Annotated in this window: 22 protein-coding genes; 19 read left to right on the plus strand and 3 right to left on the minus strand. The window is 61.5% G+C overall.

Annotated features, from left to right (window positions below; translation table 11 throughout):
* Window positions 1–9: 9 nt before the first annotated feature.
* The 6 genes from ACQ7C1_RS24270 to ACQ7C1_RS24295 all read left to right on the plus strand — a co-directional run bounded on the left by ACQ7C1_RS24270 (window position 10) and on the right by ACQ7C1_RS24295 (window position 2,745).
* Window positions 10–606, plus strand: coding sequence for a 2-hydroxychromene-2-carboxylate isomerase (locus ACQ7C1_RS24270; protein WP_430960088.1), 597 nt, complete (start codon window positions 10–12; stop codon window positions 604–606).
* A gap of 113 nt (window positions 607–719) precedes the next feature.
* On the plus strand, window positions 720–1,280 hold the full coding sequence (gene msuE / locus ACQ7C1_RS24275) for an FMN reductase (RefSeq protein ID WP_430960089.1): 561 nt from the start codon (window positions 720–722) through the stop codon (window positions 1,278–1,280).
* A 10-nt stretch (window positions 1,281–1,290) separates the two neighbouring features.
* Window positions 1,291–1,488 (plus strand): hypothetical protein, encoded by a 198-nt coding sequence (locus ACQ7C1_RS24280; RefSeq protein WP_430960090.1) that lies wholly within the window; start codon window positions 1,291–1,293, stop codon window positions 1,486–1,488.
* Between the two features lie 28 nt (window positions 1,489–1,516).
* Window positions 1,517–1,687, plus strand: a complete 171-nt coding sequence (locus ACQ7C1_RS24285) for a hypothetical protein (RefSeq protein ID WP_430960091.1) — start codon at window positions 1,517–1,519, stop codon at window positions 1,685–1,687.
* A gap of 156 nt (window positions 1,688–1,843) precedes the next feature.
* Complete coding sequence (locus tag ACQ7C1_RS24290) at window positions 1,844–2,425, plus strand: RBBP9/YdeN family alpha/beta hydrolase (protein WP_430960092.1); 582 nt, start codon at window positions 1,844–1,846, stop codon at window positions 2,423–2,425.
* An 11-nt stretch (window positions 2,426–2,436) separates the two neighbouring features.
* Window positions 2,437–2,745 (plus strand): hypothetical protein, encoded by a 309-nt coding sequence (locus ACQ7C1_RS24295; protein ID WP_430960093.1) that lies wholly within the window; start codon window positions 2,437–2,439, stop codon window positions 2,743–2,745.
* Window positions 2,746–2,842: 97 nt separating this feature from the next.
* Here the strand turns inward: ACQ7C1_RS24295 and ACQ7C1_RS24300 are convergent, their stop codons facing one another.
* From ACQ7C1_RS24300 to tauA, 3 genes are read right to left on the minus strand one after another with little or no spacing between them, the layout of a single operon-like run.
* Window positions 2,843–3,697 (minus strand): ABC transporter permease subunit, encoded by an 855-nt coding sequence (locus ACQ7C1_RS24300; RefSeq protein ID WP_430960094.1) that lies wholly within the window; start codon window positions 3,695–3,697, stop codon window positions 2,843–2,845.
* A complete protein-coding gene (locus ACQ7C1_RS24305) occupies window positions 3,694–4,482 on the minus strand; it encodes a taurine ABC transporter ATP-binding protein (RefSeq protein ID WP_097599038.1) in 789 nt (262 codons plus the stop codon). The genes ACQ7C1_RS24300 and ACQ7C1_RS24305 overlap by 4 nt, the downstream gene beginning before the upstream one ends.
* Before the next feature lie 52 nt (window positions 4,483–4,534).
* Complete coding sequence (gene tauA / locus ACQ7C1_RS24310; protein ID WP_430960095.1) at window positions 4,535–5,548, minus strand: taurine ABC transporter substrate-binding protein; 1,014 nt, start codon at window positions 5,546–5,548, stop codon at window positions 4,535–4,537.
* A gap of 201 nt (window positions 5,549–5,749) precedes the next feature.
* Between tauA and ACQ7C1_RS24315 the strand changes: the two genes are divergently transcribed.
* The 13 genes from ACQ7C1_RS24315 (at window position 5,750) to ACQ7C1_RS24375 (ending at window position 19,031) form a co-directional block, all read left to right on the plus strand.
* Window positions 5,750–7,123 carry an FAD/NAD(P)-binding protein gene (locus tag ACQ7C1_RS24315; RefSeq protein WP_430960096.1) on the plus strand — a complete coding sequence of 458 codons (1,374 nt, stop codon included), beginning with the start codon at window positions 5,750–5,752 and terminating at the stop codon, window positions 7,121–7,123.
* Window positions 7,124–7,266: 143 nt separating this feature from the next.
* Window positions 7,267–7,962 (plus strand): GntR family transcriptional regulator, encoded by a 696-nt coding sequence (locus ACQ7C1_RS24320; RefSeq protein WP_221112992.1) that lies wholly within the window; start codon window positions 7,267–7,269, stop codon window positions 7,960–7,962.
* Window positions 7,963–8,425: 463 nt separating this feature from the next.
* Complete coding sequence (locus ACQ7C1_RS24325; RefSeq protein ID WP_430960097.1) at window positions 8,426–9,028, plus strand: amino acid synthesis family protein; 603 nt, start codon at window positions 8,426–8,428, stop codon at window positions 9,026–9,028.
* A 15-nt stretch (window positions 9,029–9,043) separates the two neighbouring features.
* Window positions 9,044–9,889 carry an alpha/beta fold hydrolase gene (locus ACQ7C1_RS24330; protein ID WP_430960098.1) on the plus strand — a complete coding sequence of 282 codons (846 nt, stop codon included), beginning with the start codon at window positions 9,044–9,046 and terminating at the stop codon, window positions 9,887–9,889.
* Window positions 9,886–10,821: a flavin reductase family protein gene (locus ACQ7C1_RS24335; RefSeq protein WP_430960099.1), complete on the plus strand. Its 936-nt coding sequence runs from the start codon at window positions 9,886–9,888 to the stop codon at window positions 10,819–10,821. Before ACQ7C1_RS24330 ends, ACQ7C1_RS24335 begins: the two co-directional genes overlap by 4 nt.
* A complete protein-coding gene (locus tag ACQ7C1_RS24340; protein WP_430960100.1) occupies window positions 10,818–11,858 on the plus strand; it encodes an LLM class flavin-dependent oxidoreductase in 1,041 nt (346 codons plus the stop codon). Before ACQ7C1_RS24335 ends, ACQ7C1_RS24340 begins: the two co-directional genes overlap by 4 nt.
* A gap of 4 nt (window positions 11,859–11,862) precedes the next feature.
* Window positions 11,863–13,326 (plus strand): aldehyde dehydrogenase, encoded by a 1,464-nt coding sequence (locus tag ACQ7C1_RS24345; protein ID WP_430960101.1) that lies wholly within the window; start codon window positions 11,863–11,865, stop codon window positions 13,324–13,326.
* A 4-nt stretch (window positions 13,327–13,330) separates the two neighbouring features.
* Window positions 13,331–13,654: an NIPSNAP family protein gene (locus ACQ7C1_RS24350; protein WP_184458904.1), complete on the plus strand. Its 324-nt coding sequence runs from the start codon at window positions 13,331–13,333 to the stop codon at window positions 13,652–13,654.
* 47 nt (window positions 13,655–13,701) lie between these two features.
* Window positions 13,702–14,712: an ABC transporter substrate-binding protein gene (locus ACQ7C1_RS24355; RefSeq protein WP_430960102.1), complete on the plus strand. Its 1,011-nt coding sequence runs from the start codon at window positions 13,702–13,704 to the stop codon at window positions 14,710–14,712.
* 103 nt (window positions 14,713–14,815) lie between these two features.
* On the plus strand, window positions 14,816–15,688 hold the full coding sequence (locus tag ACQ7C1_RS24360) for an ABC transporter permease (protein WP_430960103.1): 873 nt from the start codon (window positions 14,816–14,818) through the stop codon (window positions 15,686–15,688).
* A gap of 1 nt (window position 15,689) precedes the next feature.
* A complete protein-coding gene (locus tag ACQ7C1_RS24365; protein WP_183699831.1) occupies window positions 15,690–16,490 on the plus strand; it encodes an ABC transporter permease in 801 nt (266 codons plus the stop codon).
* Complete coding sequence (locus ACQ7C1_RS24370) at window positions 16,487–17,566, plus strand: ABC transporter ATP-binding protein (RefSeq protein WP_430960104.1); 1,080 nt, start codon at window positions 16,487–16,489, stop codon at window positions 17,564–17,566. Before ACQ7C1_RS24365 ends, ACQ7C1_RS24370 begins: the two co-directional genes overlap by 4 nt.
* Before the next feature lie 10 nt (window positions 17,567–17,576).
* Window positions 17,577–19,031: an NAD-dependent succinate-semialdehyde dehydrogenase gene (locus tag ACQ7C1_RS24375; RefSeq protein ID WP_430960105.1), complete on the plus strand. Its 1,455-nt coding sequence runs from the start codon at window positions 17,577–17,579 to the stop codon at window positions 19,029–19,031.
* The last annotated feature ends 17 nt before the right edge of the window (window positions 19,032–19,048 follow it).

The raw sequence follows: 19,048 nt of genomic DNA on the forward strand, positions 1-19,048 counted from the left end.
CATTCATCAGTGACCAAAACGGTAGAATACTTCTTTTCGATCGGCTCGCCCTGGTCCTACATCGGCTTCGACGCCTTTACCGAACTTGCTGCGAAGAACGACGTCGTCGTTACGCCGTATCTGACGACGGTGGTCGAAGAAAACGGCGGCATATTTTCACGCAACCGTCCGGAGATCCGACGCGCCTATTGGACGCGGGACCTCAAACGCTGGGCGCGCGTGCGGGGCAAGGAACTGCGGCTCGAGCATCGCCCGGAGCTCAGCGATCCGACGCCCGCCTCTCTCTTCGTGATTGCCGCCTATCTCGACGGGCAGGATTGGATCGGTGTCGCCCGTGCTCTCCAGCATGCCTTCTGGCGCGAAGCGAAGGATATCGGCAAGCCTGACGTGCGCGAGGCGATCGTTAACGCCGCCGGTTTCGATGGCGCCGTGCTCCTCAGGCGGCAAGCTGACGACGATGTCCAGAATAAATGGTCTGCCGACCGTGTGCATGCGCGCGACAGCGGCGTCTTCGGCTTTCCGAGCTACGTCTATGATGGGGAACTCTATTGGGGACAGGACAATCTGCCCTTCCTCGAACGTCATCTCCGCGGCGATAGGCCCTAAGTTCGGACGAGCAAGATAATTTTTTCAATGACACCCACTAGGAGGAACACTCGTACCTTTAATCTATCATTTTTGTAGAGAATAATTGAGGCGACCTAAAGAGAGGAAAAGCTATGTCAGGTTTCAAACTCGTCGGCATTGCTGGCAGCTTCAACCGCCCATCAAAGACACTGGCCCTTGTACGGCACGTTGCCGAACGGGCGAGCGAACGATACGACTTTACGAGCAAGACCTATGATCTCAATGATGTCGGTCCTTCTCTGGGCAGAGCCTTGTGGCGCAAGGACCTGGACGAGCAGGCCAGGCACGTCATCGACGAGATTGTGAACGCGGATGCCCTGATCATCGGTTCGCCAACCTATAAGGGTTCCTATCCTGGCCATTTCAAGCACCTCATCGACTTGATCGACCCGCACGAATTGCGGGCGAAGCCGATCATCATCACAGCGACCGGCGGCGGCGACCGGCATGCGCTGATGGTCGAGCATCAGCTTCGACCGCTCTTCGGGTTTTTCATGGCCCATACTTTGCCGACTGCCGTTTACGCCTCCGATCGCGATTTTAACAGCTACGCGGTCTCCTCGGACGCGCTTTCGAGCCGCATCGGCGAGGTGGTCGGCGAATTGGCGGCATTCTTCCCCGAGGTGAAGCCGGCTCTAGCGGCGGCCGAATAGGATCGTCGCCATGATCAGCTCTCAGAAGGCTGCGGCGGACGATGCCGAAAGATCCGGAGCGGGCGAGCAGATGTGCAGCGTCTTCGAATTCGCGCGGCGCTATTGTCTCGCCAAGCGGGAAGGGAACCGCCTGCTGATGCTCTACGGACCGATCGCGCCGCTTCGCGATCTTCTTGCCAATGCACGACGTCATTCGCTGATTTCCTAGCCGAAGTATCGGCTCCAGGGAGGTTCGCATGAAGCTTGATTTCCACGTCTGGCTGAAGTTTGCGATCGTCCGTTTTCTTGATCGGAAGATAGCGCGAAAGCCCGAAGACGAATTGCTCAGCCGCGACGAAGAGCGTGAGCTTTCTGCGCGCGAATACGAACTTTATTATTGGGGCACGGCGCCCGGTCTTTGGTATTGAGGAGGTGGCGATGGCGATCGTCGTTGAGACTGGCCTCCGCCGGCAGGCAAGAAGGGCAACCGGAAGTCTCATGTCACAATTCCGGCATGCTGCAGGGATCTGCACGATCGCCGGCTCTTTCACATTCTTGTTTGCCCTGGTGGTCGGGGTGATCCGATGAGTGATGTGCTTATTCTTCCCGGGCTGTTCGGTTCGGCCGAAGGACATTGGCAGCAGCATTGGCTGCAGGACCAGCCGGGCAGCCGTTGCGTTATGCAGGACGACTGGGACCGTCCGAATCTCGACAGTTGGCTGCTTCAGCTGGAAATTACGCTTGAAGAGGCCGGAGAGGCCTATCTGGTTGCCCACAGTCTCGGTTGCCTGCTCGCCGCCCGGCTCGCCGGGCGCAGTGCGGCGCGTCGCGTGAAAGGGGCATTGCTTGTTGCGCCATGCGACCTGGCGGTCACGGAAATTCTGCATCCGGGGCATATCTCGTTCGGCGAGATGCCGACAGCGCCTTTGCCTTTTCCTTCCGTCGTCGTCGGCAGCATGAATGATGCTTACATGGCCGTCGACCGGTTGACCCTGTTCGGCCGCCTATGGAACGCCGAGACCAGGAATATCGGCCTTGCCGGACATATCAACATCGCGAGCGGCTTCGGCCGTTGGCGCAACGGTTACCGGCTGCTGGAAGGCTTGAAGACGCAGGCGCGGGTTCGACGCAATATCGCTTCCGCGTCGCCGGCCTTTGCGATGTGAATGGAGCCGGAATGTCCGATATCGTCGCCGATCTCTTGCGCCTGAGCGAAGATCCGAATACCGACCCGAGAAGCAGGCGCCGGCAGACGATGGAGCGGCTGGTGCATGCGCTCCTTCGCATGGCCGATAGTCAGTTTGGACCGGAAGATGCGCAGAGCCGCCAGTCACTCGTCCATCTGACGACGATCATCCGCGACATGGCCACAAGGATCGCCGAGGCCGACGATGCGACATTCTCGGCGATCGTGAGGGAAGCGGCGATGCTTATACGCAGCCTGGAGCGTCGTCGAACCTATGCGGCCAGGTTTACGGTGCATTGAGACCAAGCGCGCCGTGCTTCCTTTCGGACGCACAAAGAATGCTGCTAACACCCTGAATCTACGCGTCGTAAACTGAGGGAGCGACTGAATTGCCCTTTCAGAGCTTGCCTTTCCACGGAACGAGGAAGGCCTCGAGGAAGCGGACGGCGGCCGAAAAGGTGAAGGCGCAGATCGCGATGATGGCGATGCCGACAAAGACGACGTCCGTTGCCAGGAACTGCGAAGCCGACATGATCATGAAGCCGATCCCGCGGGTGGAGGCGATCAGTTCGGCCGCAACCAGCGTGCTCCAGCCGACACCGAGCGCTATGCGGATGCCGGTGAGAATCTCCGGCAGGGCCGAGGGCAGGACGATGTCCAGGAAGAGCTGCAGCCGGCTTGCTCCGAGCGAACGGGCGGCATTGACGCGCTCGATCGGCAACGAACGAACGCCGGCCTGAGCCGAGAGGCAGATCGGGGCGAACATCGCAAGCACCAGGAGCGTGATCTTCGACGTCTCTCCGATGCCGAGCCAGATAATCATCAGCGGCAGGTAGGAAAGGGGCGGAAGCGGCCAGTAGAATTCGATCGGCGCGTCGAGCACGCCTTTTGCCCAGCGGTTAAGCCCCATGAGCAAGCCGAGCGGAATGCCGGCGGAGATTGCGATGAGGGCGGCGACCACGATGCGAAACAGGCTCGCAGAGACATGCTCGAAGAGCGATGCCCCGGCGTAACCGTCATGATAGATGACGCCGATCTGCGTCAGCACCTCGTCCGGGCGCGGTAGAAACAGGTGCGGAACGACGCCAAGCGCGGCGACGATCCACCACAGCAGCAATATGGCGAGGGCCGTGGCGACACTGATGGCCACCGTCGATTTCTCGCCGGCGCCGAAGCCGGCCATTTTCACCAGCTTGACCTGGCGATCCTCGGTGTGAGCCGTAATAGGCGGAGCCTGTGTTATATCGCTCATGCGACGCTCCTCAAATCTTCGGTGCTGTGGAGAATGGCGCGTATCTGCTCGCGCAGCTCGGCAAATTCTGGCGAGGCCTTGATCGAGCGGGCATCTCCTGTTTCGGCAAAGCGTGTGACGAAGTCGAGGTCGAAGCGGGCGACGACGCGCCCGGGCCGAGGCGACATGACGAGCACCTGCGTGCCGAGGAACAGGGCCTCTTCGATCGAATGGGTGATGAAGAAAACTTTCTTCGCCGTCTTGTTCCAGACGGAAACCAGCAATTCCTGCATCTGCTCGCGCGTCAGGCTGTCGAGCGCCCCGAACGGTTCGTCCATCAGCAGGATGTCGGGATTGGTCGCAAGCGCCCGTGCGATTCCGACGCGCTGGCGCATGCCGCCCGACAATTCGTAGGGGAAGGCGCCGGCGAACTCGTCGAGACCGACGAGCCGGAGCAGTTCCAGCGCCTGCGCTTGCCGTTCCTTCCGGCCTACGCCGGCGAATTTCAGCCCGAGCGCGACGTTATCGATGACCGACTTCCAAGGCAGCAGCGAGTCCTTCTGGAACACGACGCCGCGGTCAGCACCCGGACGTTCGACGCTGCGGCCATCGAGCGTGATCCGGCCATCCGAAAGCGGAAGAAAACCGGCAATCGCATTAAGAAGGGTCGACTTACCGCAGCCCGAGGCTCCGAGTGCGACGACAAAACCGCGTTCGGGAATATCGAAAGACACGCGATCGAGCGCGTGAACGGTCCGCCCGTCCCGGGCGGAGAAAAAAACGCTGGCGTGATCGACTTTCAGCATAGAGGAACTCGCACGTTAGATGTCGGCGCGGGTGCGCCGGCGTCGGGGAGGATCAGTTTGTGGCGCCGGCGAGCGCGTCGGCGGTGACGAAGCTGCCGTAATTGTCCAGCACGCCGGACACCTTGCCCTGCTCCTTCAGGAAGGATGCCGTGTCCTTGAGGATCTTGCCGGCGCCCGCCTTTTCGCCGCCGCCGAGCCAGGCGTCGGAAGCTTGGACTTCGGGGGTGAGCAGCGTCAGGTTCTTCAGGGCCGAAGCCTGCTGCTCAGGCGTGCCGCCAAGAAGCTTTGCGAGCGACTTGGCGTTATCGCTGTCGGGACCCCAGGCGGCTTTGTCCGCCGCGAAGGATGCGTAATATTTGGTGACGACCGAAGCGAAGCTCTTGAGGAAATCCGGATTGTCGGCGGCGAACTTGGAGGTCGCAACCCAGGCGGAAAAGGTCGGTGCACCCTTGTCCGCCACATCCTTGGAGGTCACGAGGACCTTGCCGTTCTTCTTCAGCTCGGTTAGCGCAGGATCCCAGACGAAGCCCCCGTCGATATCGCCGCGATTATAGCTTGCGACGATTTCCGGCTGGGGGATGGCGAAGACCTGGACGTCTTTTTCGGTCAGGCCCAGCGATTTGATCAGTGCCAGCAGCTGATAGTGATCCGTCGACACTGGCGCGGCGGCAAGCTTCTTGCCCTTCAGATCGTTCAGGCTGTCGATGCCGGAGCTATTACGGACGATAAGAGCCTCGTCGATCCCCGAGATGGATGCCAGGTAGAAGGCTTTGACCTCGAGCCCGCGCGATACCGCGGCCGCGAACGGGCTGGAGCCGACATAGCCGACCTGGACATCGCCCGAGGCGATGGCTGCAAAGATCTCGGCCCCCGAATTGAACTTGCGGAAGTCGATTTCATAACCGGTCGCCTTGGCAAATTCGCCATTGGCGATCGCGACCGATGACGGCAGCGCGTCGGTTTGATAGCCGACGACGACCTTTTTGTCCGCCGCCTCGGCGACGAAAGCCGTTGCAAGTGTTCCGACGCCGACGGCGATCGCGGCAATCAAATTTCTGAAATTCATCTTGAGCCCCTTTGTTCAGGGCCACACCGGCCCTTGATCTCACCCTCAAAAGCGTAACGGGTGAGAACGGGCTAGCGGGAGAAATAACAAACTATATTTATAGACAATGGAGATATTTGTTTTCGCGATTCTGCCGCTGGCGCGGCCCCGGCGACGGAGCGAGCGGCAGGAGCCAAGGTGTGGACCGTCAGGGAGAAGGCATTGATATACGATGTTATCGTGGTCGGATCCGGTTTTTCGGCGATAGCCGTGACCTGCAATCTCATCGAGCAGCTTCCCGCTTCGGCGACGGTCGCCGTCGTTGGCGATGATCCCGGCTTCGGCCGCGGCACGGCATACCGGACGGAACTTTACCTCCACCGCCTCAACCTACCCGCGGGCCGAATGAGCCTGCTGCCGCATCAGCCCGACGACTTTGTCGACTGGTTGAAAAATCGCGGGCGGCGGCTGCAGGCCGGTGATTTCGCCTCGCGCAGCGATTACGGCCTGTATGTCAGGGATACACTCGCGCGGCTGCTTCGAAGGCGGGACGGCCGCTGTCGGGTTGATTTCATCCGGGCCAAAGCGGCGGGATGCGTGGAACGTTACAACAGCACTTTGGCCTTCCATCTCGGCAACGGCGACGAGATTGCCGGCAGGAACGTGGTGCTCTGCCTCGGCGTCGGCAACGCCACTCTGCCGATCGATCCGGCTGGCGTGCTGCTGTCGGTCCGATCGCGGATCGTCGAGAACCCGTGGCGGCTCTCCTGGCTGAGACGCGTCGCATCGCCCGATACGGTTTGCATCCTCGGCTCCGGCTTGACGATGATCGATCAGGTTCTTGCCCTGCGCGCTCACGGCCATAGAGGCAGGATCCACGTGCTTTCGCGCCGCGGGCTTGCGCCGCTCGGGCATGCGAGAAATCCTCCCTCACCTCTGCGGATCGATGTCGAGGCGCTTCCCGGTACGATCAGCGGCATATTGAAGTGCTTGCGGGAAAAGGGCAGGTCGGTCGAAAACTGGCGGAGCGTGATGGATGGCCTGAGGTCTCAAACGCAGGCTCTTTGGCAACGGCTTTCGAGCAAGGAGCGGGCCCGCTTCCTCAGGCATGCGCTTCCCTGGTGGAACATCCACCGTCACCGCGTCGCGCCTGACGTGTTCGACAGGTTCGACCAACTTGTCTCGGAAGGAACTGTTTGCTTCCATGCCGGCTTCCTGAAATCGCTCGAGGCCGAGGAGGGCAGGCTGGTTGCCGGATACAGGGTCAGAGCGGCACGCGATCTCGCCGCAATCAAGGCGGATTGGCTGATCAACTGCACGGGAATGGAGCGCGCCGGCATCAGCCATTCACCGCTTTTGCAGGAAATGAGCCGGTCTCAGCTGATCGCCGCCGATCCTCTCGGCCTCGGCATTCAGGTGAATGCTGCTTCCGAGATTATAGGGTCATCCCGGATCTCGCCTGTCCGGCTGTTTGCGGTGGGCGCCTTGACGGCGGGACAATTCTGGGAAATTACCGCCGTCCCCGACATTCGGGTGCAGGCCAAGGCCGTGGTCGAAGAGATCGTCGCGCAGCGGCGGCCGGCGGCCGAGTCATAGACCGGCTATCCCCAGGGTCACTCGGTGCTGTTGAATTGCCGGCCGCCGCCAGCTACAGTGCGTGGTACGCCATAATACGATTTTCGAACCTGGCTGCCGCGAGATCTTGAGCGTGCGAAGCCGGTCCAACTCTGAGGTGCAGAATGAGCGGTGCTTTCAAGGACGCAGCAATCAGGGTCGAGCGTCCTGCGAAGACATTGCGGGAGCTGGCACTCGACAAGGTCCGCGAAGCCATCGTGAACGGGTATTTTCGCCCCGGCGACCGCCTTGTCGAACGTGACCTCTGCGCCCAGCTCGGCGTCAGCCGCACGGTGGTACGCGAGGTTCTGAGGCACCTGGAATCGGAAGGGCTCGTCGCCAATCTGCCGAACAAGGGACCGATCGTCGCGCAGCTCGACATCGAGGAAGCCAAGCAGATCTATGAGATCCGCGGCGCTCTCGAGGGCATGGCGGCGCGGCTCTGCGCGGAACGCAGCAGTCCCAAAATCGTAGCCGCGCTGGAGGAAGCCCTTGCCGGGATCCGCAACAGTTATCGCGACAACGATATGGCAGCAGTGCTGACCAACACCTCTTCCTTCTACCAAACGCTGTTCACGATGGTCGACAGGCACGTCGCCTGGGGTGTCGTCAATCTCCTCACCGTGCGCATAAACCACCTGCGCTCGATGACTATCAAGACGGAGAGGCGCGGCATCGAAGGGCCAGCGCAGATGTCCAAGATCGTCGACGCCATCCGTCGCGGCGACGGCGAGGGCGCTTACCGGGCGGCGATGGATCATGTCGCTGCCGCGAGCGCGATTGCCGAAGCGGTGCTGTCGGCTAAGAAGTCCGCCGAGTAACACCGGGCAACCGCGGCAGCTTCCAATGCAAGCGGGCGAAGCCATTCGCACCATCTTCTATCATCATACGTGGTTACGATGCCGGAGAGTCTACTCTTGACACCCCGTTTGTCCGATGTGATGGTATGCCATAATCAATAATATCAAAGTTGACATAGATTGGCTTGAATCCTTCTGCCTTGCAGCCTCCCTGCGAGCCCGTGGGCCGCCGTGCGCACGGGCTGTGTCAGCTGACAACAATGGACAGCAACGAAGAGATTATCGGGACTAAACGACCTTATTGCGCCCCGAGCAAATGCCTTCGTGGCCCATGCGGACAAGGCTGGGCGAAGCGGTCATCTATTGTTTTTCTGGCGAATATCCTGAACGGCGCTTGGCTCTGTCGACGCCGCGCCTGCAACGAACTTGACAGTCAGATAATATGGTATACCATAATACCCATTAACGAGATTGAGGTGTTCAGGTGGCCATTCAAATTCGCAAGACGGGACTGCTGATCGAAACGACGCTAATCGAAGGCGGCAAGGCCGCGGCCGTGCCGCTGAAGCTGTTCTCCGCCTACGCTGTCGTGAAAAACCCCTGGGCAGGGCAGGGCTTCGTCGAAGACCTTAAGCCCGAAATACATGCGGGTGCGCCGGTGCTGGGCGAATTGCTCACCAAGATGATCATTGATGCCGTCGGCTCGGGCGAGGCTGTCGAAGCCTATGGAAAGTCGGCCGTCGTGGGCCTGGATGGCGAAATCGAACATGCGTCCGCGCTCATCCACACGCTGCGCTTCGGCAACTTCTATCGCCAGGCCGTCGGCGCCAAGTCCTATCTCGCTTTCTGTAATACCCGCGGCCCTGCCAACGCGCCGATCATGATCCCGCTGATGGACAAGAATGATGAAGGCCGCCGCTCGCACTATCTGACCATTCAGACCTCGATCCCCGACGCGCCTGCTGCCGACGAGATCGTCGTGGCGCTCGGCGCTTCGATCGGCGGACGTCCGCACCACCGCATTGGCGACCGCTACCAGGATCTGAAAGACCTGGGGCAGGACGTCGCCAATCCTGCGGGCGTTTGAGGGAGCGCGTCTCAGATGCTGACAGCCGGATCGACCAAGGGCACCGCTGCAGCAACGAGCGTCGCCGGTGCCTTGCCCCGAAAGAGGACGGTAAGCGGAACGGCCTATCATGAGGTCGGTAGCGGCGAACCGCTGGTTCTGATCCATGGCGTCGGCATGCGGCTCGAGGCCTGGGCGCCGCAGATCGCCTTTCTGTCGGCCGGTCATCGCGTCATCGCTGTCGATATGCCGGGACACGGCGAGAGCGCGAAGCTGCCGGCGGGCAGCCGCCTTGAGGAGTTCGTCGCCTGGTTCGGGCGCTTTCTCGACGACATGACGATCGAAACGACGAATGTCGCCGGACATTCCATGGGGGCGCTGGTCTCCGGCGGGGCGGCGGCAACCTTCGGCGAACGGATCAGCCGTGTCGCATATCTCAACGGCGTCTACAGGCGCGACCCTGAAGCAAAGGCTGCCGTCCTTGCGCGGGCTGCCGCCATTCCGGTGACGGGCGTCGACAAGGAAGGCCCTCTGGCGCGCTGGTTCGGCGACGACCCGGACAGCCTCGTTGCGCGTGAATTGACACGGGAATGGCTGAACCTCGTCGATCCGGAAGGCTATGCCGTCGCTTACGCTGCCTTCGCCGGAGGAGACGAAACCTACGCCGATCGCTGGAAGGACGTCCGCGGCCCGGCCCTGTTCTTGACGGGATCGGATGATCCCAACTCGACGCCACTGATGGCAACGCAGATGGCGGCGCTTGCACCCAGGGGCTGGGCCCACATCGTCGAAGGTCATCGTCACATGGTGAACCTGACCGCGCCTGATATCGTCAATTCGCTGCTCGCTGAGTGGCTGTCGTTCGGGGAGGATGAACGATGACAATCCAGACTGTCGATCCCAGGGCGTTGCGAGATGCATTCGGGGCTTTTCCGACCGGCGTGACTGTCGTCACCGCCTGCGACGGGGAGGGGAATCCGATCGGGTTCACGGCGAATTCATTCACTTCGGTCTCCCTCAACCCGCCCCTGCTCCTCGTTTGTCTTGCCAAGACCTCGCGCAATTTCGCGACCATGACCGGCGCGCAGCATTTCGCGATCAACGTGCTGTCGGAAACGCAGAAGGACGTCTCGAACACCTTCGCGCGTCCTGTCGAAGACCGGTTTGCGGCGGTCAAATGGGCCAAGGGGGCGGCTGGCTGCCCGGTCTTCTCGAACGTGGCGGCATGGTTCGAATGCGCCATGGAAGAGGTCATCGAGGCCGGCGACCACGTCATCCTGATGGGACGCATCGAATCCTTCGACAATAGCGGCCGCAACGGTCTCGGTTATGCCCGCGGCGGCTACTTCACGCCGACGCTCGCAAGCAAGGCGGTTTCGGCGGCAGCCGAAGGCAACATCGAACTTGCGGCCGTCGTCGAACGCCGCGGCGAGGTTCTGCTCCTCGGCGAGGAGGTGCTTTCCCTTCCAAGCATCGACGCCCATGACGGCAACCCGACCGAGGCGCTGGAAAAATACCTGGAGACATCAACCGGGCTGAACGTCAGCATCGGCTTTCTCTATTCCGTCTACGAGGGCAAGAGCGACGGCAAGCAGCACATCGTCTACCACGCCGTCGCCGGCGATGGGGAACCGGCGAGCGGCAGGTTCCTGAAACCGGACGCTTTGTCGGGTGCGCAATTCAAGACCAGTTCGACTGCCGACATCGTCACCCGTTTCGCGATGGAAAGCTCGATCGGCAATTTTGGCGTCTATTTCGGTGACGAGACCGGCGGCAAAGTTCATCCCATTCCAGCCAAGGGCGCAAAAGCATGAAGTTCTCCCTCTTCGTCCATATGGAACGGCTCGACGCCAGCCAGAGCCACAAGAGCCTCTACGACGAATTCGTCGCGCTCTGCGAGATCGCCGACCAGGGCGGCATGCATGCGATCTGGACGGGCGAGCACCATGGGATGGATTTTACTATCGCGCCCAACCCGTTCGTCACCATTGCCGATCTCGCCCGCCGCACATCCCGGGCAAGGCTTGGCACCGGGACGGTGATCGCCCCCTTCTGGCATCCGATCAAGCTTGCCGGCGAAGCTGCCATGACCGACATCATCTGCGACGGGAGGCTCGATATCGGCATTGCCCGCGGCGCCTATTCCTTCGAATATGAACGTCTGCTGCCTGGTCTCGATGCCTGGGGCGCCGGCCAGCGGATGCGCGAGCTCATCCCGGCGGTCAAGGGCATATGGAAGGGCGACTATGCCCATGACGGGCAGTTCTTCAAGTTCCCCGCGACGACCTCGGCGCCGAAGCCGCTGCAGCAGCCGCACCCGCCGATCTGGGTTGCGGCGCGCGATCCGAACTCGCATGAATTCGCCGTCGCCAACGGCTGCAACGTCCAGGTCACGCCGCTCTGGCAGGGTGACGACGAGGTTCAGTCGCTGATGGACCGCTTCAACGATGCCTGCGCCAAGAATCCTGAAATCGAGCGGCCGAAGATCATGCTGCTGCGCCACACCTATGTCGGCTCGTCGGAAGAAGACGTCGCCCAGGCAGCCCATGAGCTCAGCGTTTACTACAACTATTTCTTCGCCTGGTTCAAGAATGAGAAGCCGGTCAACCAAGGCCTGATCGAGCGGATTCCGGACGAGCAGATCCGAGCGAATGCGATGCTGTCGGATCAGGTCATGCGCACCAACAATGTCGTTGGCGACGCCGAGACCGTTATCGCGAGGCTGAAGGCCTATGAAGCGCTCGGTTACGACGAATATTCCTTGTGGATCGACACCGGCATGAGTTTCGAGCGCAAGAAGGCGTCGCTCGAGCGCTTCATCACCGAGGTCATGCCGGCATTTCAGGAGTAGGACCATGCGGCGTTTCCAGCATTACATCGACGGCGAATTCTCGAATGGTGAGGCTTCCTACCCGAGCATCGATCCGGCGACCGGCGCGGTATGGGCGGAGATGCCGGAAGCGCGCGAGGGTGATGTCGACCGGGCTGTGAACGCTGCCGACAGGGCGCTCTACGAAGGCCCCTGGGCGAAGATGACGGCCACGCAACGCGGCAAGCTGCTCTATAATCTCGCCGATCTCGTTGCCGCCAATGCTCAGGTCCTTGCCGAGCTGGAGACCCGCGACACCGGCAAGATCATCCGTGAAACATCCGCGCAGATCGCCTATGTCGCCGAATATTATCGCTATTATGCCGGCATATCGGACAAGATCGAAGGTTCCTACCTGCCGATCGATAAGCCTGACATGGATGTCTGGCTTCGCCGCGAGCCGATCGGCGTCATCGCGATGGTCGTGCCGTGGAACAGCCAGCTCTTCCTGTCGGCGGTCAAGATCGGCCCTGCGCTCGCCGCCGGCTGCACGATGGTGGTCAAAGCCTCGGAAGACGGCCCGGCGCCGCTTCTCGAATTTGCGCGTCTCGTGCACGAGGCGGGCTTTCCCGCCGGCGTCGTCAATATCATCACCGGTTTCGGCGCCTCCTGCGGCGCTGCCCTCGGCCGCCACCCAAAGGTTGCGCATGTCGCCTTCACGGGCGGCCCCGAAACCGCGCGGCACGTCGTTCGCAATGCGGCCGAAAATCTTGCCTCCACCTCGCTCGAACTCGGCGGCAAGTCGCCCTTCATCGTCTTTGCCGATGCCGACCTTGAAAGCGCCGCCAACGCCCAGGTCGCCGGCATTTTCGCCGCGACGGGACAGAGCTGCGTTGCCGGATCGCGGCTGATCGTCGAGCGCAGTGTCAAGGACAAGTTCGTTGCCCTCTTGCGGGAGAAGGCGCAGGCGATCCGGATCGGCGCGCCGCTCGATATGGCGACCGAAGTCGGCCCGCTTGCCACGAAGCGCCAGCAGGACAATATCGGCGCGCTCGTCGAGCGGTCGATTGCAAGCGGCGCCCGTCTTGTCACCGGCGGGCGCAAGATCGACGGCGAAGGCTTCTACTTCCCGCCGACGATTCTCGATTGCGACGATGTCGCCTCGCCCTCGATGATCGAGGAATTCTTCGGGCCCGTCCTGTCGGTCGTGTCGTTCGAGACCGAGGCTGAGGCGCTGCGGCTCGCCAACGATACCCGCTATGGCCTCGCCTCCGGCATCTTCACCCAGAATCTCACCCGGGCGCACCGGCTGATGAAGGGCATCCGTGCCGGCATCGTCTGGGTCAATACCTATCGGGCCGTGTCGCCGATCGCGCCGTTCGGCGGTTTCGGCCTGTCCGGTCACGGCAGGGAAGGCGGCATGGCCGCGGCCCTCGACTATACCCGTACCAAAACGATCTGGCTCCGGACGTCGGATGATCCGATCCCCGATCCCTTCGTGATGAGGTAGCGCCGTGTTTTACGAAATCCGCACCTATCGGCTGAAGAACGGCGCGATCCCGCAATATCTTAAGGTCGTCGAGGAAGAGGGAATCGAGATCCAGAAGAGCCATCTCGGCACGCTGGTCGGCTACTTCTTCTCGGAGATCGGCACGATCAACGAAATCGTTCACATCTGGGCCTTTGCGAGCCTGGACGACCGGGAGGCGAGACGCCAACGGCTTCTGGCCGATCCCCGCTGGCAGGCATTCCTGCCCAAGATCCGCGATCTCATCGAGGTGGCGGAAAACAAGATTATGAAGCCAGCAAGCTTTTCTCCCAGGGGCGAGGCGCACTGACGGCATAAGGCATACCGTAGGACAAACCAGAACAAGGATAAGGGAACATGAAAACAACATTTGCTTTCGCGGCCGTTGCCGCATTCGTGGCGGTCTCCGCCCCGGCCAAGGCCGACAGCCTGGTTTTCTCGAGCTGGGGAGGAACGACGCAGGACGCACAGAAGGCCGCATGGGCAAGCCCCTTCACGGAGAAGACCGGCATCACCGTCGTGCAGGACGGGCCGACGGATTACGGTAAGCTCAAGGCGATGGTCGAGGCCGGCCAGGTCGCCTGGGATGTAGTCGACGTCGAAGGTGACTACGCAGCCCAGGCGGGCAGGAACGGCCAGCTCGAGAAGCTAGACTTCTCCGTCATCGACAAGTCCAAGCTCGATCCGCGTTTCGTCACCGACTATTCGGTCGGCAGCTTCTATTATTCCTTCGTCATCGGCTGCAACGCCGATGCCGTCAAAGCCTGCCCGAAGACATGGGCCGACCTGTTCGACACGGCGAAGTTTCCGGGAAAACGCACATTCTACAAGTGGTCGGCTCCCGGTGTGATCGAAGCGGCGCTGCTTGCCGACGGCGTGCCTGCCGACAAGCTTTATCCGCTCGATCTCGACCGTGCCTTCAAGAAGCTCGATACGATCAAGTCAGATATCATCTGGTGGTCGGGCGGTGCGCAGTCGCAGCAGCTGCTGGCCTCCGCCGAAGCGCCCTTCGGCAGCGTCTGGAACGGCCGCATGACCGCCCTTGCGGCAACCGGCATCAAGGTGGAGACCTCCTGGGAGCAGAACATCACCGCTGCTGATGCGCTCGTCGTGCCGAAAGGTGCGCCGAATGCCGAGGCTGCGATGAAGTTCATTGCGCTGGCGACCTCCGCCGAACCGCAGGCCGCCCTTGCCAAGGCCACCGGATATGCGCCGATCAATGTCGAGTCGGCCAAGCTGATGGACCCGGAGACAGCCAAGACCCTGCCGGACCAGCAGACGGCAAGCCAGGTCAATGCCGATATGAACTACTGGGCCAACAATCGCGATGCCATCGGCGAGAAGTGGTACGCTTGGCAGGCAAAATAGGCTGAGACTTCAGATGGACGGGTACGGCGAAATGTTCGCCGTACCTCCCGCAGCGACGCCTGTCGGATGGCGCCTGCGGAATTGACGGGTGGGAAGGACTGTCATGACGACGTATAGCGATGCCTCCGGCGCGATCATGCCTCTGCCAAAGGCGCGCAGGGCAACAGGTTTTGGCGGGGTCGTTCCGGCTCTGGCCTTCGTGGCAATCTTTTTCGTCGTTCCGGTCGTGGTCCTGCTGCTGCGAAGCGTCTTGGAACCCGTCCCGGGTCTTGGAAATTATGCGCAGCTGATCGGGTCGGCGACCTATCTCAAGATTTTCGCCAATACCTTCATCGTCTCCGGTTTCGTCACCGTGATTTCGCTTTTGATCGGTTTTCCCGTGGCCTGGGCGCTGGCAATCATGCCCAGTCGGCTGACGTCGGTGATCTTTGCGGTCCTGCTCCTGTCGATGTGGACCAATCTGCTGGCCCGCACTTATGCCTGGATGGTGCTGTTGCAGCGGACGGGGCTGATCAACAAGATGCTGATGGGAATGGGCCTGATCGACCAGCCGCTGGCGCTGGTCAACAATCTCACAGGCGTGACGATCGGCATGACATATATCATGCTGCCTTTCATCATCCTGCCGCTCTACGGCGTGATCAAGAAAATCGACCCCTCGACCTTGCAGGCGGCAGCCCTTTGCGGCGCCAACCGCTGGCAGTGCCTGACCCGCGTTCTGATGCCGCTGGCGATGCCCGGCATGGCGGCCGGCGCCCTCATGGTCTTTGTCATGTCGCTCGGTTATTTCGTGACGCCGTCACTTCTCGGCGGTACCGCCAACATGATGCTCGCGGAGCTGATCGCTCAGTTCGTGCAGTCGCTGGTCAACTGGGGAATGGGAGGTGCGGCGGCGCTGGTGCTCCTGGTGGTGACTTTGTCGCTCTATGCGGTGCAGCTGCGCTTCTTCGGCAACCAGAACCCGGGAGGACGTTGACATGCTGCTCAATTTCGACCGCCTCGGCTGGTGGAAATACGTCCTGCTGGCGATAACGCTGCTCACCGCAGCCTTCCTGCTGCTGCCGATCGTTTTTATCGCCGCGCTCTCCTTCGGCTCCTCGCAGTGGCTGATTTTTCCGCCGCCCGGCTGGACGTTCCAATGGTACAATGAACTGTTTGCCGATCCACGCTGGCTGGAATCGGCTCTGACGAGCTTCAAGATAGCGGTCATCGTCACGATCCTGTCGGTGCTGCTCGGGCTCGTGACGTCCTTCGGGCTGGTGCGAGGTTCGTTCATGTTCCGAGATGCGCTGAAAGCGCTGTTCCTGACGCCGATGATCCTACCGGTCGTGGTTCTCGCGGTCGCGCTGTACGCCTTCTTCTTGAGGATCGGTCTTGGTGGCACGCTGACGGGCTTTGTCATTGCGCACCTGGTGCTGGCGCTGCCCTTCTCGATCCTGTCCATATCGAGTGCGCTCGAAGGTTTCGACAAGTCGATCGAGGATGCGGCGGTGCTCTGCGGCGCCTCGCCCCTGGAAGCCAAGATCAGGGTCACGCTTCCGGCGATCAGCCACGGGCTGTTTTCGGCTGCCGTCTTCTCGTTTCTGACATCCTGGGACGAGGTGGTAGTGGCGATCTTCATGTCCAGCCCGACCCTGCAGACGCTGCCCGTGAAGGTATGGGCGACGCTGCGGCAGGATCTGACGCCTGTCGTCGCAGCCGCGTCCACCCTTCTCATCCTTTTGACGATCATCTTGATGGCGCTGGTCGCCGTCGTGCGTAAGGTACTGAAACAATGAACGAACCATTCCTTCAGATCCGCGGCATACGCAAGGAGTACGGCCCCGTTGTCGCCGTGCACGACGTCAATCTCGATGTCCGGCGCGGTGAGTTCCTGACCTTTCTCGGACCGTCCGGATCCGGCAAGAGCACGACGCTCTACATCCTAGCCGGCTTTGAAAATCCCACGAAAGGCGACATTACCCTCGAGGGCAAGACCCTGCTCGCCACGCCGTCGCACAAGCGCAACATCGGCATGGTGTTCCAGCGCTACACGCTGTTTCCGCATCTGACCGTCGGCGAAAACATCGCCTTTCCGTTGAAGGTCAGGCGCAAGTCCAAGGCCGAGATCGACAGCAAGGTGAAGGAGATGCTGCGCCTCGTCCGCCTCGAAGGCTTCGAGGATCGCAAGCCGGCGCAAATGTCCGGCGGCCAGCAGCAGCGCGTCGCGCTTGCCAGAGCGCTTGCCTATGATCCGCCGGTGCTGTTGATGGACGAGCCGCTGTCGGCGCTCGACAAGAAGCTGCGCGAGGAAATCCAGCATGAGATCCGCCGCATCCACCAGCAGACGGAAGTGACGATCCTCTACGTCACGCACGACCAGGAGGAGGCGCTGCGGCTCTCCGACCGTATCGCCGTCTTCTCGAAGGGCGTCATCGACCAGATCGGGACGGGCCCTGAACTCTACGCCAATCCTCGGACGCGCTTCGTCGCCGAATTCATCGGCGACAGCGACTTCATTTCCTGCGACCTGGTGTCATCCTCCGATGGACAAGCCACCATTGCGCTCGGAGGCGGGACGATCTTCGATCAAATTCCGGTGCATGGAAAAGGGACCTCCGGCGCCCGGGCGGCTCTGATGCTGAGGCCGGAGCGCATCCGCCTGTCGCGCGCCAGAGCCGCCGGCGCGGGTCTTGCCGCGACGGTCAGCGACATTACCTTTCTCGGCAACAATATCCACGTCTCCACAGAGACGGTGACAGGCGAGGCGCTTTCCGTCCGTTTGCCGTTCGGTCATGAGGCTATTGCCGGGCTCAATCGCGGAGATATAGTCCATCTGGATTTCGATCCCGGCGCCGCTCACGTATTCTGCTGAAAGTTGTCCCATGAAGCTCAATGATCCCTCGCTGTTCCGTCAGGCCTGCCCCATCGCCGATCGCTGGATCGAAGCAGAAGGGCGCCCGGCGGCCATGGTTCGCAATCCGGCGACAGGTGAGGTGCTGGGCGCGGTCCCTGACTTCGGTGCGGCGGAAACGGAAGAGGCCATCCAGGCTGCCGTGGTCGCGCAGAAGCTTTGGGCAAAGAAGACGGCCGGCGAGCGCGCCACCGTTCTCAAGACCTGGCACCGCCTGATGATCGAAAATCGCGACGATCTGGCGATGATCCTGACGCTGGAGCAGGGAAAGCCGCTGGCCGAAGCCAAGGGAGAGATCACCTATGGTGCGAGCTTCATCGAATGGTTTGCCGAAGAGGCAAGACGCATCAACGGCGAGACCATACCGGGACATCAGCCGGACAAGCGGATCCTCGTCCTGCGCCAGCCCGCCGGCGTGGTGGCGGCGATCACGCCCTGGAATTTCCCGAACGCGATGATCACCCGCAAGATCGGCCCCGCGCTTGCCGCCGGCTGCGCCGTTGTTCTCAAACCGGCGCTGCAGACGCCGTTCTCCGCGATCGCGATCGCCGTTCTTGCCGAGCGCGCCGGCTTGCCGGCGGGGCTTCTCAATATCGTCACCGGTGACGCCGCCGCAATCGGCGGAGCGATGACCGCAAGCCGCGACGTCCGGGTCCTGACATTCACGGGCTCCACCCGGACGGGCGAGCTGCTTTACCGGCAATGTGCGCCGACGATCAAGAAACTCGGTCTCGAACTCGGCGGCAATGCGCCCTTCATCGTCTTCGACGACGCCGATCTCGACGCTGCGGTCGAAGGCGCGATCATCGCCAAATTCCGCAACAACGGCCAGACCTGCGTCTGCGCCAACCGGCTTTATGTTCAAGACGGCGTCTACGAGGCGTTCGCCGCGAAGCTGGCTGCGGCCGTTTCGGCATTGAAGGTCGGCAATGGTCTTGAACGTGACGTCGTGCTTGGGCCGCTCATCGACGACAACGCTGTCGCTAAGGTCGAGAGCCATATTCAGGACGCCGTTGCAAAAGGCGCGGGCGTCATTTCAGGCGGCAAGCGCCATGCACTCGGCGGCCATTTCTTCGAACCGACGATCCTGCGCGACGTGAACGCCGGCATGCAGGTCGCGCGCGAGGAAACCTTCGGGCCGCTCGCCCCGCTTTTCCGTTTCCGAGACGAAGAGGACGTCATCGCGCAGGCAAACGACACCGAGTTCGGCCTTGCTTCCTATTTTTACGCGCGCGACCTGTCGCGGGTCTTCCGCGTCGCCGAAGCGCTCGAATATGGGATGGTCGGTGTCAATACCGGTCTGGTCTCGACGGCCGAGGCTCCGTTCGGCGGCGTCAAGATGTCGGGTCTCGGCCGCGAGGGATCTAGACACGGCTTGGACGAATATACCGAACTCAAATATGTGTGCCTCGGCGGTATCGCCTGAGCTGGTCGATGCTTGCG

The sequence above is a fragment of the Rhizobium sp. Nf11,1 genome, assembly GCF_050587665.1.
In the GTDB taxonomy this organism is placed as follows: domain Bacteria; phylum Pseudomonadota; class Alphaproteobacteria; order Rhizobiales; family Rhizobiaceae; genus Rhizobium.